This is a genomic window from Ruegeria sp. YTSA072 (assembly GCF_059610285.1).
Window position 1 is genome coordinate 24,393 of record NZ_JBXWNI010000009.1, and the last position, 14,406, is coordinate 38,798.

The 14,406-nt window shown below is 59.6% G+C and carries 11 protein-coding genes; 1 reads left to right on the forward strand and 10 read right to left on the reverse strand.

All coding sequences use genetic code 11. The features are described 5' to 3' along the window. Positions 1-76: 76 nt before the first annotated feature. From ileS to AC2FIB_RS15250, 6 genes are all read right to left on the reverse strand, one after another. Complete coding sequence (ileS, locus tag AC2FIB_RS15225; protein WP_496842333.1) at positions 77-3,037, reverse strand: isoleucine--tRNA ligase; 2,961 nt, start codon at positions 3,035-3,037, stop codon at positions 77-79. Positions 3,038-3,200: 163 nt separating this feature from the next. Then, positions 3,201-5,900 carry a DUF2339 domain-containing protein gene (locus tag AC2FIB_RS15230; protein ID WP_496735460.1) on the reverse strand — a complete coding sequence of 900 codons (2,700 nt, stop codon included), beginning with the start codon at positions 5,898-5,900 and terminating at the stop codon, positions 3,201-3,203. 282 nt (positions 5,901-6,182) lie between these two features. Continuing rightward, complete coding sequence (locus AC2FIB_RS15235; RefSeq protein ID WP_496842334.1) at positions 6,183-6,893, reverse strand: VIT1/CCC1 transporter family protein; 711 nt, start codon at positions 6,891-6,893, stop codon at positions 6,183-6,185. 54 nt (positions 6,894-6,947) lie between these two features. After that, positions 6,948-7,937: a YcjF family protein gene (locus AC2FIB_RS15240; protein ID WP_282170781.1), complete on the reverse strand. Its 990-nt coding sequence runs from the start codon at positions 7,935-7,937 to the stop codon at positions 6,948-6,950. Then, entirely contained in the window at positions 7,930-8,385 is a 456-nt protein-coding gene (locus AC2FIB_RS15245) for a GNAT family N-acetyltransferase (RefSeq protein ID WP_496735457.1), read from the reverse strand. The genes AC2FIB_RS15240 and AC2FIB_RS15245 overlap by 8 nt, the downstream gene beginning before the upstream one ends. Then, a complete protein-coding gene (locus AC2FIB_RS15250) occupies positions 8,382-9,797 on the reverse strand; it encodes a YcjX family GTP-binding protein (protein WP_496735493.1) in 1,416 nt (471 codons plus the stop codon). The genes AC2FIB_RS15245 and AC2FIB_RS15250 overlap by 4 nt, the downstream gene beginning before the upstream one ends. Positions 9,798-9,904: 107 nt before the next feature. Between AC2FIB_RS15250 and truA the strand changes: the two genes are divergently transcribed. Further along, the gene (gene truA / locus AC2FIB_RS15255; protein ID WP_496735455.1) at positions 9,905-10,672 is read left to right on the forward strand and encodes a tRNA pseudouridine(38-40) synthase TruA; all 768 of its coding nucleotides are present in this window, start codon (positions 9,905-9,907) and stop codon (positions 10,670-10,672) included. On the opposite strand, the gene AC2FIB_RS15260 is transcribed toward truA, so the two are convergent. From AC2FIB_RS15260 to AC2FIB_RS15275, 4 genes are all read right to left on the reverse strand, one after another. After that, positions 10,669-11,622, reverse strand: a complete 954-nt coding sequence (locus AC2FIB_RS15260) for a nickel/cobalt transporter (protein WP_496706801.1) — start codon at positions 11,620-11,622, stop codon at positions 10,669-10,671. The two genes, truA and AC2FIB_RS15260, sit on opposite strands and share 4 nt — an antisense overlap. Next, positions 11,607-12,206 carry a DUF1007 family protein gene (locus tag AC2FIB_RS15265; RefSeq protein WP_496735454.1) on the reverse strand — a complete coding sequence of 200 codons (600 nt, stop codon included), beginning with the start codon at positions 12,204-12,206 and terminating at the stop codon, positions 11,607-11,609. Before AC2FIB_RS15265 ends, AC2FIB_RS15260 begins: the two co-directional genes overlap by 16 nt. Before the next feature lie 122 nt (positions 12,207-12,328). Further along, positions 12,329-13,132, reverse strand: a complete 804-nt coding sequence (locus AC2FIB_RS15270) for a thioesterase family protein (protein WP_496842337.1) — start codon at positions 13,130-13,132, stop codon at positions 12,329-12,331. Between the two features lie 11 nt (positions 13,133-13,143). After that, positions 13,144-14,379, reverse strand: a complete 1,236-nt coding sequence (locus tag AC2FIB_RS15275) for an acyl-CoA dehydrogenase family protein (RefSeq protein WP_496735450.1) — start codon at positions 14,377-14,379, stop codon at positions 13,144-13,146. Positions 14,380-14,406: the final 27 nt, after the last annotated feature.

Below are 14,406 nucleotides of genomic sequence, written 5' to 3' on the forward strand. Positions count from 1 at the left end.
CAGCGTTTCAGATCGCCGAGGCCAGCGCAAGCGAGGAAAGAAAAACCCCCGGCAGTCACGCCGGGGGTTCGAATGTTTAGCCCAGAGCTTCGTCGCACCGCCCACACACACCCGCGTGGGAATGACGACCGACGTCCGGTAGGATTTTCCAGCATCGTTGGCATTTCTCGCCATCTGCTTTTTCGAAGACGACACCTACCCCTTCGATTTCAGGTACGCGGAATGCCTCGGCTGGGGCCGGGTCGCCCGAAACAGTCAGGCCAGACGTGATGCACATGTCGTCCACGTCAAAGGTTGCCAGCAGGTCGCGGGTGTCACAGTCTTCGACATGCACGATCGGCGCGGCCTCAAGGCTGGAACCGATGACCTTGTCCTGACGCTGGATTTCCAACGCAGCGGTCACGGCACGACGCACGCGACGGATTTTAGACATACCGGCCTCTAGTTCAGCGTTGCGCCAATCGGCGGGTGTATCCGGGAAATCCACCAGATGGACCGAGCTGTCATCGCCGGGGAAACGCTCCAACCAAACCTCTTCCATGGTGAAGACCAGAACCGGGGCCAGCCAGGTGGTCAGGCGGTGGAACAGGATATCCAGCACGGTACGGGCCGAGCGGCGGCGTAGGTTGTCGCCATCGCAGTACAGTGCATCCTTGCGGACGTCGAAGTAGAACGACGACAGATCGACCGTGGCAAAGGTGAACACGGCGCTGAACACACCCTGGAAATCGAAGGACGCATAGCCTTTGCGCACCTGTTCATCCAGGTCGGCCAGACGGCTGAGAACCCAGCGTTCCAGACGCGGCATATCCTCAGGCGCGACACGATCCGCTTCGGTGAAGTCGGCCAGCGAGCCCAGCATGAACCGCATGGTGTTGCGCAGACGGCGATAACTGTCGGCGGTGCCTTTCAGAATCTCCGGCCCGATCCGTTGGTCGGCAGTGTAGTCGGTCTGAGCCACCCACAAGCGCAGGATATCGGCACCGTATTGCTTGATGACCTCTTCCGGCACGATGGTATTGCCCAGAGATTTGGACATCTTGTTGCCCTTGGCATCCAGCGTGAAGCCATGGGTTACCACGTTGCGATACGGCGCACGCCCCTTGGTGCCGCAAGCCTGCAGCATTGAGGAATGGAACCACCCGCGGTGCTGGTCGGTGCCTTCCATATAGACATCAGCGATGCCGTCTTCAGTGCCGTCCTCACGGTCACGCAGGACAAAGGCGTGGGTCGAGCCAGAGTCGAACCACACGTCCAGAACGTCAAATACCTGATCGTAGTCATCCGGGTTGGCGATGCCGTCGAGGATCTTCTCTTTGAAGCCGTCGGTATACCAGACATCCGCACCGTCTTTCTCGAACGCCGCCTTGATGCGGGCGTTGAGTTCCTCGTTGCGCAGCAGGTAATCCGCGTCGGTGGGCAAAGCACCCTTCTTGGTGAAGCAGGTCAGCGGCACACCCCAGGCGCGCTGGCGGGACAGAACCCAATCCGGGCGCGCTTCGATCATCGAATACAGACGGTTGCGACCGGTCTGAGGCGTCCACTTCACCAGCTCGTCGATCGAACGCAGCGCGCGTTCGCGGATGGTGTCACCCATCTCACCCATGCCGTCGTCCAGTTTGCGATCAACAGACGCAAACCACTGCGGTGTGTTACGGTAGATGATCGGAGCCTTCGAGCGCCACGAATGCGGATAGCTGTGCTTGATCTTGCCACGAGCCAGCAGCCCGCCAACCTCGACCAGCTTGTCGATGACCGCTTTGTTCGCATCACCCTCGCCACCCTTGCGAGACAGGATGTATTTGCCACCAAAGAACGGCAGATCGGCGCGGAACGAGCCATCGTCCATCACGTTATAGGTGATGACTTGCTCGAGCATGCCCAGATCGCGGTACAACTCGAATTCTTCCATGCCGTGAGACGGCGCACAGTGGACGAAACCGGTGCCTTCGGTGTCGGTTACAAACTCAGCGGCGCGGAAGTCGCGGATGTCGTCCCATTCGCCATTGCCACCTTCGGCCCCGGCCAGCGGGTGGGTCAACTGGACACCTGCCAACTCATCGGTGGTTACGTCACGCACGCGAGTCCACTGGTCGTCGTTCAGGCGTGCACGACCCAGCACGTCGGCGGCCAGATTGTCGGCCAGCAGGAATTTGTCTCCGGCACTAGCCCAGCATTCTTCTGGTGCTCCGGTGACTTCGTAGAGGCCGTAAGAGATGTCCTTACCGTACACTACCGCTTTGTTCGACGGCATGGTCCACGGAGTCGTCGTCCAGATCACTACAAAGGCTCCAGAAAGGTCTTTCGCGGCTTTCCTCGTGACTTCTCCAAGCGAGTTCCCAACGTACGCCAGTTCGTCCGTAACCTTGAACTTCACCCAGATGGTGAAACTTTCCTTGTCGTGATACTCGACCTCGGCCTCAGCCAGAGCGGTTTTCTCGATAGGCGACCACATCACCGGCTTGGAACCCTGATAGAGCGTGCCGTTCATCAGGAACTTCATGAACTCGTCGGCGATCACAGCCTCGGCGTGATAGTCCATGGTGATGTAGGGATCAGGCCAGTTGCCGGTGATGCCAAGGCGCTTGAACTCTTCGCGCTGGACGTCGATCCAGCCTTCGGCGAATTTGCGGCATTCCTGACGGAAGTCGACGATGTTCACCTCGTCCTTGTTCTTGCCCTTCTTGCGGTACTGTTCCTCGATCTTCCATTCGATTGGCAGGCCGTGACAGTCCCAGCCGGGCACATAGCGCGCATCATGACCCATCATCTGATGGGACCGCACGATCATGTCCTTGATGGTTTTGTTCAGCGCGTGGCCGATATGCAGGTGGCCGTTGGCGTACGGAGGGCCATCATGCAGGGTAAAGGCCGTGCGGTTCTCTTTTTCACGCAGGCGGTCATAGACACCGATTTTCTCCCACCGTTCCAACCACGCGGGCTCGCGCTTGGGCAGGCCAGCGCGCATGGGGAAATCGGTTTTGGGCAGGTTCAGCGTGTCTTTGTAGTCAGGTGTTTGGGTCGTGTCGGCGCACATTTGGGGCGTCCTCAGGATGATCTTTTCGTGTTTGGATCGAAGCGGTCAGTGCGAAATCTCAAGCACCTTTGCCCGGCGTCTCGCGATATCAGAGCGCCGGGGATATAATTCGAATAATGATGGCCAGCCGGTCATACATGCCGGGCTTATAGGACGCCCGCGCCTAATGGTCCAGAGGTTCCGCCCCATGCGGCGAATGGCGCAGCATGGCCCACCGGTTCAGCCACGCCAAACCGGCCAGCGCGAGGCCCAGCGCCAGCAGTGAGAACACCCGGATAAGCCCCCCTAAACCAGCGATATCGACCAGGAACACCTTGGCCACGGCAAGCCCAATAACGACCAACCCCGCCTTGCGCATCATGTCCGACCGGCGGGCGAGTGACTGATAAAACAGCCCCGCACCGATCAGCAGTAGGGCCATAGTGTAAGTATAAAGTTCGGGCTGGGTGACGCCGTTGCCTTCATACATACCGCTGGCCCCCTGCCAGACATGGCGAATGGTCAGGCTAAGCCAGATCGCACCCAATGCCGCCGCCAGACCGAAGCACCCCTGCTTCCATCGCGGGTGCAGGGCTGGAAGCCAAGCAGCCGACAGGGCCAAAACAATGGCAGGCAACAGGTAGGCCACGGCGAGGGTATTCAATATTGGCACCCCAAGAACCGGATCAGCTTGGGCATTCAGCAATGGGTTCGCCTCAGTCAGCGCCTGCGCCAGGCGAACAACACCATGTGCCGCAAAGAACAACGCCAGCCCGTAGCGCGCATAATTCAGTTTTCCGCCCAGTTCGAACCGCCGCACCTGCGCGCAGGCCAGCAGCAGCCAGATCAAGGACAAAAGCCCCAGCCCCCAGTGGCTGTCATGGGCACCGCCGTTGCCAAACCCTTCGAGCCAGCGCAGCAACAGCAAGGACAGCAAGATACCAGCGGTCGCCCAGGCGGCGCTTTCCAAAAGCAGCGCGATGACCGGACGGTTCAATGGGCGCAGGATGGCCCAGGCCGCCAGAAATCCAACAGCAGCTGTGGAATAGACAAGCGCCATTTCTGCGACCGGTGCCGAGTTTGCCCAATCCAGACCTGGATTCAGTACAAGTCTGAGCGTGACAGTGAAGACGCCAGCCCAGATGAACCAACCCATAGGTGGAAGATCAAAGCGCCGATCCAGCACCGCCGCGGCCACGATCAGGGCCACAAAAGCAATTGTCAGGGCAGCCGAACTTAGGACAATCACGCAGGCAAAGGTCAGGCAGGACAAAGCGGACAAGGTCACCAAAGCCGCCCGCAGTCGGTTTTCGCCATCGATCCGTGCGAAGCGCGCGGCCAGAACGACCATCATCACCGCTAATGCAACCGCATGCAGCGCCCACGGATAGGCTCCGATAACTTCAGCGGGATGCCATCCAAGCTCCAGCGCGATTGCCAATACCGGTGCAAATACTGCGGCACCGCCCGCCCATACAGCCCGGTACTCGGTTGCGCGAAACGATCGCCAAGCTGAAAGGCCTGAGATCAATACACCCAGTGCCACCAACAGGGTAACCGCCCACGGGAAATCCACCTCGGCGGTTTCGGCATAGGTTTCAGCGAACCGGCGCGCGACAGAGCCGTTGTCCCACCCTTGGATTAGTACGAACCAAGTTAGACCAGCGGCTGGCAGTATGGTCAGGTCGTGAAGGGCCCGCGCCTGGCTTGCCCAAGTCAGCAAACCCAGCGTCAGGCCTGCCAACAGCATGATTCCCAGCCAGAATTCGGCCGCAGAGTCTGGCCAGTGTATCGCCAGGACCACTGCGCTGACGCTCACCGCGCCAAAGGCAAGGCGTGTCGGAAACTCCGGCCACTGAAGACCTTTTTGAATGGCAATGATCTCACTGATCATACGCCCCTCGTGATCTGGCCAGATCCGCCGCACGGGGATCGCGATCGCGATGACTGCCAATGCGGTTACGCCGGCGAGATACCCCGGCTCGGTCGCGGGTGCCGAAAGCACCAAAAGCAGGCACGCGGTATAAGCCCCGACTAGCGTCAGAACGGATATCCACCCCCAGCGCCGCACGGTGTCGATCCCCAACCCAAGGACGGCGATCACAAAGAAATAGCCGTACAACCAGCCGGGATCGGTCGAGGTCCCGCCCACCACGAAGGGAGACGCAAACGCACCAATCAAACCGACGGCCGCCAGCAAGGGGCCGTGGAACCAGCCTAAAACAAGCCCCACAAGCGCAACAGCGATCATGGCAATCAAGGCCGCTTCGGGACCAATCAGATCGTACAACTGCCTTGCAGCCAGCAAGCCACCGAACAGCGTCACCAGCCCGGCCCCAGAAAAGACCGATGGCAGGTAAGCCGTGGCTGAAGACTCGTCATCGCCATACTTCCGGCGGATCACCTCACCCGCGCCGATCAGCGTCGCCCCGAACATTAGGGCCGCAATGACGCGCATCGTTGGCGACAACAGTCCGCTTTCGACCCCGTATTGGACCAGAAAAACACCCGCCAGCGCCAAAGACAGGGCGGAAACTGCATAGAACCAGTTCTCGCGCAGCCAAACGCTCAGTGCGGCGATTCGATCGTCCTTCGCCGTTTCGGGGAGGGGTATCTTTTGTGGCTCAGGTGCTGAGGTGCCTTCTTTCGTTTTGACCTCGGGTGGTTCTGTTTTGATTGCCGGCCACGGAGAGCTCTTTTTATCCCTCGCTTGCGTCGATTCAGGTACTGTTTCTGGCGCTGGCAGGTCGCCACCAAGTGTGCGAATCTGCTGTTCAAGTTGCTCCACCCGGCGGCGCAGTCGAACCTGGGATACCAACAGAACAAGGATGGCCACCGGGACGGCTAGAACGATCAATCCAACGAGTACGAGCAGCGATTCCAACAGAGGCCTCCGGGCAAATGTGCCGTCAACCTAGCCGGGTGTCGATCTGCGCAACAGTCCGAAAAACCGGGTTTTTTGCCGGCTACGCCGTTCAGAACGCCTTATCCCCAGCCAAGGGACAGTCTGGCCATCATCTACCAGATGATGGACAACACAGCGGCAATCGAACCAGATGCGAAACAGGCGTCGACAAGTTTTACCGTCGCCGGATCAGATCCGGGTCCATCACCGGCTTTACAAAATTAACTATCTACACCGCGCGCCCAGCGGTACTTCTTATCACTAGGGATGGAACAACGAGCCAACAAAATACGCCATCAGTGCGGCCGCGCCGCCGATCGCAAAAGTCTCTAGACCTGACCGCCACCACGGAGCCAGTGACCATCTGCTTTTTAAAGCTCCGATGACAAAAAAGACCGCCATGGTCATGATAATCGAGAGCTGAAAAGCCCGATCGAACGACAGCAGAAACGGCAGCAGCGGGACCATGCCGGCCACAAGAAACGCCAAAAACGTTGCCATCGCGGCTTTGAACGGGTTCGGATCGACGCTGCCCAATCCGTATTCACCCTCGATCATCAAATTTATCCAATTGTCGCGGTTGGCTGTGATGGCATCCGTCGCCTCATCCAAAACGCGCCCCGACAAACCCTTTTGCGATAAGATCGCCCGCACTTCATACCGCTCGCCTTCCGGGTATAGTCTGATGTGACGTTCTTCGATGGACCGGATGCGGCGGATATTGTCCAGCTCAGCCTTGGTACCCGAGTAATTACCCGCCGCCATGGAAAACCCGTCCGCCAGTACATTGGCCAGTCCCAGCGCAACGATAATAAAGGGTGACAGGCCCGCCCCAGCTACACCCGCCACAATGGCAAAGGTAGTCACGGACCCATCGATCCCACCATAGACCACATCCCGCAAAACACCGCGACCTGGTGGCGCGTTGATGCGTTCTGCAATCTCTTGTTGGCTGTGTCCGTGATCGGTCATGGCTGGCTCTGACACTGTTATGCACGACAGCCAACCACTGTACCTTGCGTCAGGTCAAGTTTTGGAAAACAGGCCAGCCAGAGCACGTTTGATGATGCTGCGGGTTGATGGCTTGTGCCGATCCGAGAAGGGCAGCGGACGGCAGACCTCCATCGCGGCGACCCCGACCCGCGCACTTAGCGCGCCGTTGACAAGCCCCTCGCCAAACCGGCGCGACAGCTTGCTAAGGATAGATCCCCCAAGCACAGGTTCCAGCAGGTCGTCCCCGACGGCCACGGCCCCGGTGGCCACAAGGTGCACGAACACGGCCCGCGTCAGTCGCCAACTGCCCAAAAATCCTGCGCGCCCGCCATAGATTTCAGCGATGCGCCGGATCATCCGCAACGAAGCGGCCAGCGCTGTTGCAACATCCGCAAGCGCCAAAGGCACCAACGCCGTCACCGTTGCAACCTGACGCGCGGCAGCCTCGACTTCGCGACTGGCAGCGACATCCAGCGGGGCCAGCAGCTCGTCCTCGGCCAGGGTCAGCAGACCAGACGCGTCAAATTGTTCGTCGATCCGTTCGGACAGCCGATCGCGCCCCCAACGGGTTTCTTCGCGCCCTTTGTAGAACGAGATCAATCGGTTCGTGACTGCGCGTGCCTGCGCCAGATCATCTTCGGCCAAGGCAGTATCTGCCGCACGCCGCATCCCGTCCACACGGGACAACCGCCCGATTGCGGCCAGCTCGCGCACAGCGATGATCAACGCGACCAGCACCAGTGCTGCAAACAAACCCGTAATCACCCATCCAATGATCGGTGCGCGGAGAATCAGGGAATTCACAAAGTCCCAAGCCGCCACTGAAACAACCGCCCCAAGCGCGGCAAGCGCCAAACCCCAGAACCACCGCGACAGGGTCGAAGGTTTGCGCGCCGCCAAACGCGCTGCACCTTGCATCGCCTGACCCTGAGGCTGTGCGAAATCCGGGACCGGAGGTGCTTGCGAAACATCAGCCGCGGGTTCATCACCCTCCAGATCAATCAGAACCGGCCCCTTAGTCATTGGCTGCTCCTTCACTGTTCCAAACATACTTTATGTCGGGAAGGTTCTCGTCATTGTCAGCGCCGCTGCTGCGTGCAACCTCGGCAAAGCCGTTGCATTCATAGAACCGGCGCGCTGGATGGTTTGCCTGAAACGCAAACAATGACAATTCGGATCGGCGAGACTTGGCAAGCTCAAGCAATTGCCGACCGATCCCTTGCCCCCGTGCGCCAGGCGCCAGGTACAGTGAGTGGATTTCGGCACCGTTGAGCGCCAAAAACCCGATCACACCGTCACCGGTTTCGGCCACGGTCACCCAATCCAATTCAATCATACGGCCACAAAACGCGATGGTTTCCGCCTGCGAGTGCAGTTCCGGCATCCAATCGTTTTCACGGGCGAAGCCATGCAAAATCTCTCCGGTGGCACCGGCATCCGTGCGGCGGGCGGGGCGAAGAAGGACATTCACAGCCGGTCTCCGATCAGGAACTGGGCTGCGCGGTCCAGCCGTATGTGTGGCGGGCCATCCCCGGGCCGCAGTGTCAGGTGTGCCGGCGCGAATGCCATGAACTCATAATCCTCGCCCAGCCAGCCTTCGGACCCGTTGCGCGCCGGGCCAAGCAAATGCGTCGGGTCTTCCGGCAGATCACCGGGATAGAAAGCGGCCTGCTTGCCGCTGCCCAGCAAGGTTCCACGCACGCAGGGCAGCTCGGCTCCGTTATGGGTGCGGATTTCCTCGGTCGTTGCCCTTAACGAGGCCAGCGACAGCGCCGCCGTCTCGGCCCCGGCGAAGCTCGCGCGATCGCGCGCCTCGCGGGTCAGGGCCTCCATGATATTGGTCAGGCGGTGGTGTTGAAGATGGTGCAAATGGTCCGCCTTGGAGGCCGCGAACAGGATGCGCTCGACCCGTTTGCCGAGCAACAACTGGCTAAGCCACGCATTTCGTCCGGGCCGAAACGCCGACAGGATATCGGCCATCGCGCGACGCATATCCTCGACCGCCTGTGGCCCGTTATGGATCGCGCCCAGCGCGTCCACCAAAACCACCTGACGGTCGATCCGGGAAAAATGATCGCGGAAAAACGGTTTCACGACCTGAGATTTATAGGCCTCGTATCGCCGGGCCATCTCGCGGTGCAGACTGCGTCGCGGGCCGTGACCCTCGACCGGCAAGGGTGCAAATGTTAGCACCGGCGAGCCTGCCAGATCGCCCGGCAGCAAAAACCGCCCTGGCGTGCAGTCGTAAAACCCGGCATCGCGGGCTGCGTTCAGATAAGAGGCGAATTCTTTGGCCAGTGATTGGGCCTTTGGTTCGTCGTGGCTGTCAGAAGAGTCAACCGCCTTTGCCTGCGCCAGAAAGGTCGTCGCCTCATTGCGATTGGCGATGCGCTCCAGTGTTTCCTGCGACCAGACCTCATAGGTTTTGTCCAGCAACGCAAGATCCAGCAGCCATTCGCCGGGGTAATCCACGATATCCAGATGGATAGTGCGTGGTCCCTGCAACCCTGACAAAAGCCCCGCGGGACGGGCTTTGAACGACAAACGCAGTTCTGACACTGCGCGCGTACTTTCGGGCCAGTGCGGCTGAGGCCCGGTCAGCGCCGCCAAGTGATTTTCGTAGTCGAACCGCGGCACGGTGTCGTCTGGTTGCGGCTGCAGGTAAGCCGCGTTGATCCGCCCTTCTTGCTGCGCCACGAGGCCCGGCATCCGCCCCCGGTTCAGCAAGTTCGCGACCAGAGACGTGATGAATACTGTCTTTCCTGAACGCGCCAGCCCGGTGACACCCAGTCGGATCACCGGCTCAAACAATGCCTCAGACACGCGGTCACCCACGGATTCGACGCCGCGCGTCAGACTGTCTGCCAGAGATGAGATGACCAAACCGTCGCCCCGCTTTTTTCGTTTTTCCCAAGATAGGTAGCGGCTGTCGGACATACCAGCGCTTTCCCACTCTTGCCCGTTGCGGCACGGCGCGTTACCAGCAGCCCATGCCTAGATACGCGCTGAATGTCGAATACCAGGGGAAATCGTTTGCCGGATGGCAGCGGCAAAAGGAATTGCCGTCTGTTCAGGGGGCAATCGAACAGGCCTTGTCATGTATTCAACCCGGCGATCACACAATTGCCGCGGCCGGGCGTACAGACGCGGGTGTGCACGCACTGGGACAGGTTGCGCATTGTGATCTGATCAAGGACTGGGATCCGTTCCGCCTGTCTGAGGCGCTGAACTATCACCTTAAACCGCAGCCTGTTGCCATCGTTAAAGCAGCACGGGTAGACGATGACTGGCATGCGCGGTTTTCAGCGCTCGAACGGCAATACCTGTTCCGCATCCTGATGCGCCGCGCACCTGCTACGCATGACGCTGGGCAGGTCTGGCGGATCAACCATCAACTGGACGTAGACGCGATGCAGGCGGGCGCGGACATGCTGATCGGGCGGCATGATTTTACCACGTTCCGGTCTTCGATTTGTCAGGCTGCAAGCCCGGTCAAAACCTTGGATGAGCTGCGGGTCGAACAGGTTGAAGGCTTTTCCGGACCAGAGGTTCATTTTCACGTTCGCGCCCGGTCTTTCCTGCACAATCAAGTGCGCAGCTTTGTTGGAACGCTTGAACGTGTTGGTGCCGGAACATGGTCGCCCGAAGATGTACGGGATGCGTTGGAGGCCACCGACCGCGCCGCTTGCGGGCCGGTATGTCCGCCGCAAGGGCTGTATCTGGCGCGGGTCAGGTACCCGGAGTCCGTGTTCGGTTAAATCGCGCGCAACAGCAGACCGCTTGCAATCACGGCGATCAGCAGCCCTGCCACCAGTTCAATCGTCGGAGCCAGAACCGAGGCAAATCGCGTCGCCGAGGCTGAGGCCAGCAGCCCTCCGCGCAAACCAAATGAGGTCCAACCGACAAGCGTTGTGACAGTCGCTGTCCCCAACGCCATGGCGAAAGCGCCGGCAATGCCAACCATTGCGATGCCCATCTGCCAGGTCAGGATCAGCACAAACAGCGCTCCGGTACAGGGACGTGCGGCAATCCCAGCGATCAGTAGCGCGGCTTCGCGCAGGCTGCCAACTTGGGCCACTTCGTCGGCGGTGGGACCGTGGCGATGCCCGCAATCTGCGCAGACGCCATGGTCATGGTCGTGATGTTTGTGGTCCTCGTCGTGCGGGTGGTGATGGTCGTGCTTGTGCTCATGATGATGGGCTTTTTCGCTGCGATGACGTCGCGCGAAACTGCGAATGGATCGAAAGATCAGCCACAATCCAATCGCCGCGATAGCACCATAGCTGATCGGAGCCATGACCCGTTCGGTGGTATCGACAAGGCTTGCCCGGGACATCTGGAACACCAGTACCCCGGCATAGACAAGAACAACCGCAGTGACTGCCTGCCCCAGGCTGGACAACAAGCTGATTGCAGACAAACGCAGGAACGCCACGTTGCGTCCCAACCCATAGCCACCAATCAAAACTTTGCCGTGGCCGGGGCCGATGGCGTGAAAAAAGCCGTAGGCAAAACAGACCGTCAGCAGCGTCGCTACAGCCTCGGGCTGTTCCGCGCGGGCTGCGCGTAGGGAACGCGCGATCTGATTTTGGAACTCGCGCTGCTCACCCGCAGCCCACGCGGCCAAGTGGTCAAAGCCACCACTGCCCCAGAACCACAGCAGCAAACCAATGGAGATGGCGACAGGAATAATCAGGTACTTGGACATGAAAGGCGGATCTCGGACGCAAAGTTTTCCCCAACCAGCGGGATATCGTTTTCTTCAAGGTCGTAGTCGGCATCCAGGGTCTGCAGGAACGCCTGCATCTGCGCCAGTTGCCCGTCAATATCCGCGTCAATCCGGCTGATCTGACAAGAGGTGGGACCAGATACTGACACCGGGCGGGTCACTTCATAAGCCGTGTAATAGGATTCATCATATGCTTTTGCGACGACCGCGGTTGCCGGCACTCCACCGCCTTCCACCGCGCGGAGGTGGGTTGTCACGATACGGCCATCCTCGGTGGTCGCTTTGGCCTCCGTCGGCCCTGACAAATCGACCGGCGCGCCATCGGCGAACACCACGAGATCGCCATTATATCCTTCGACCCACTGGGCATCAAAGCCGGACAGAAACTTTTCTTCGCTCTCGGTCAGAATGCCATCAGAATCCTGATCCAGCTTCATATCTTCAAGCTGAAACAAAGAGAAAAGCTCATCATACGCCCAAGTTACCCTGACATGGGTCAACCGGCCGCTGTCATCCACAATAAATTCCAGCCCCGTGTCGATAAAGACATGCGGGTGGGCCAATGCCGGAACCGGCAGGCAACAGGAGAAAAGGGTTATGAGCCATCGCATAGGCGAAAGATAGGGGCTTGGCCCGTGCCCGGCAACGTGTTTCGGCGGGCCTATGCATGAACCGGCCAAACCAGTCACTTCGGCGGGAACAAAACCAGTGTCTGCAACGCTGTTCCGACCGGGCCTTCGGTGTCGAACAGAACCGATTGCGACATCCCTATTCCTGACGGTTGCCAATGAGATACGGACTGCGAGGCCAACCAGTCCGATTTGGGTTCACGATGAATCTGGACCGTCAGATCGGTGTTCATGAACCCCATCTCGGACGTCGGTGCATTCCATGAGATCCCGTTGCCACAATCCGCCAGCGGGCAAAGCGCCTGAATCGGCGATTGCGCCTCGCCCTCCAACAGCTTCGGGGTGCGCATCCAGACCGTCTTTGGACCGGCTTTCTGGTTGCCACCCTTGGGGTAGAGAATGTCCGAATGGTTTGCGAACCCCGGCAGGTCATGACGCGTTTCGCCAATCGGAAACGGGCCGGTCACCGCATCGTCGAGTTTGGGCGTCGGCAACGTGATGTTCGGAACCGACCCCAAATCGCGACGCACCATGTGCATCGTGGTGGCCGTAGCGCACAGCGTATCGTCCAGATCGTGCACCGTGACGCGGGTTGTGGCCAGCGTCTTGGTATGGCGCGTCGTCTCTGCGGCCACCCGCAATCCTGTCAGCGGCAGCGGGCGGAGCAAGTCCACAGTCAGCCGTGTCAGCATCTTTTCCGGCCCAACCTCTGTTTCGGCGGCACGAACGATCAGCCCTGCGACCGGGCCCGCATGGCAATGATCCGCAGACCACGGCCCGCGTGCGGGATCATTGCCGACAAAAGCGCCGTCAGCCCGAACGTGGAAATAGGCCTGTTCTTTCAGATCCGGTTTCAACACCACCTAAAACCTCAGACTTTTTCCTGCGTGTGCTTCTTCAATTCGGCCCGTGCCACCTGACGGCGGTGTACCGCATCAGGCCCATCGGCCAACCGCAATGTACGCACATGGGTCCAGGCCGTCGCGAGCGGCGTATCCTGACTAACCCCCTGCCCGCCAAACATCTGAACGGCTTCATCGATGACTTTGAGTGCGACACGCGGGGCCACGACCTTGATCTGGCTGATCCAGGGTGCTGCCGCACGGGCATCGCCCTGATCCATGTACCAAGCAGCCTTCAGGCACAGCAAGCGCGCCATTTCAATCTCCATCCGGCATTCGGCAATGATATCGAAATTGGCCCCGAGTTGCGCCAGTTTCTTGCCAAAGGCTTCGCGCTGCAGCGACCGTTTGCACATCTGTTCCAGCGCCGATTCAGCCTGCCCAATTGCGCGCATACAATGGTGGATACGACCGGGCCCGAGACGGCCTTGCGCGATCTCGAACCCGCGGCCTTCGCCCAACAGGATGCTCTCAGCTGGCACCCGGACGTTGGTAAAGCGGATATGCATGTGGCCATGCGGGGCATCATCGTGGCCGTAAACCTGCATCGGGCGTAGAATTTCTATCCCTGGCGCGTCGGCAGGCACAACAATCATCGACTGCCGCTTGTGCTTGGGTTGCTCGTCACCTGCCGTCTTGACCATGACGATATAGACCTTGCACCGTGGATCACCCGCCCCCGATGACCACCATTTTTCTCCGTTCAGAACAAAATCATCCCCATCCCGCACACAGGACATCGACACGTTCGTGGCATCCGATGACGCCACATCCGGTTCCGTCATTAAATACGCGGACCGGATATCGCCGTTCAGCAGGGGTTTCAGCCACTGCTCTTTCATCTGGTCCGTGCCGTAGCGCTCGAACACTTCCATATTACCGGTATCGGGGGCCGAGCAGTTGAACACCTCGGCCCCAAGGGGCGTTTTGCCCATCTCTTCGGCGAAGTAAGCATACTCGACCGTGGTCAAACCAAAGCCCTTGTCGCTATCGGTCAGCCAGAAGTTCCATAATCCGGCAGCCTTGGCCTTGGTTTTCAGCCCTTCCAGGATTTCAGCCTGACGTTCGGTGTATTGCCAGCGGTCGCCCTTATCGATTTCGGCCTGATATTCTTCTTCCAGCGGCATGATCTCATCCCGGATCATATCTGCCACACGTTGCAGCAGCGCGCGGTTTTCTTCGCGCAGACCGAATGACATGTTCATGAGCTTTCCTCCTCAGGCCCAAAGAGC

Excerpts from the sequence above, each read along its gene's own strand:
- ileS (WP_496842333.1), bottom strand. The coding sequence starts at position 3,037 with ATGTGCGCCGACACGACCCAAACACCTGACTACAAAGACACGCTGAAC.
- AC2FIB_RS15235 (WP_496842334.1), bottom strand. The coding sequence starts at position 6,893 with ATGACCGATCACGGACACAGCCAACAAGAGATTGCAGAACGCATCAAC.
- AC2FIB_RS15240 (WP_282170781.1), bottom strand. The coding sequence starts at position 7,937 with ATGACTAAGGGGCCGGTTCTGATTGATCTGGAGGGTGATGAACCCGCG.
- truA (WP_496735455.1), top strand. The coding sequence starts at position 9,905 with ATGCCTAGATACGCGCTGAATGTCGAATACCAGGGGAAATCGTTTGCC.
- AC2FIB_RS15260 (WP_496706801.1), bottom strand. The coding sequence starts at position 11,622 with ATGTCCAAGTACCTGATTATTCCTGTCGCCATCTCCATTGGTTTGCTG.
- AC2FIB_RS15275 (WP_496735450.1), bottom strand. The coding sequence starts at position 14,379 with ATGAACATGTCATTCGGTCTGCGCGAAGAAAACCGCGCGCTGCTGCAA.